The organism is Neobacillus bataviensis, assembly GCF_019969725.1.
This window is the reverse complement of the sequence record NZ_JAHXYW010000080.1, coordinates 1-205: the sequence shown is the minus strand read 5'-3', so window position 1 is coordinate 205 and position 205 is coordinate 1. Positions and strand designations below refer to the sequence as shown.

The 205-nt window shown below is 38.5% G+C and carries 1 rRNA gene; it reads left to right on the top strand.

Going from position 1 to position 205, the window contains the following annotated elements:
- Positions 1 to 53, top strand: a 16S ribosomal RNA gene (locus LC455_RS32145); the annotation flags it as partial.
- Between the last annotated feature and the right edge of the window lie 152 nt (positions 54 to 205).

The following is a 205-nucleotide window of genomic DNA, read 5'->3' as shown; positions in this document are numbered from 1 at the left end:
TGAAGTCGTAACAAGGTAGCCGTATCGGAAGGTGCGGCTGGATCACCTCCTTTCTAAGGATATAAGCTGGACGTAAGAGCCAGACAATAACGTTTGTTTGATGGTTTTCTGTTTGTTTAGTTTTGAGGGAGCAATTCTCTCAAAGCTTTTTTATTCGTTCTTTGAAAACTAGATAATCGTATAGAAGAAGTAACCAAGTAAAAAC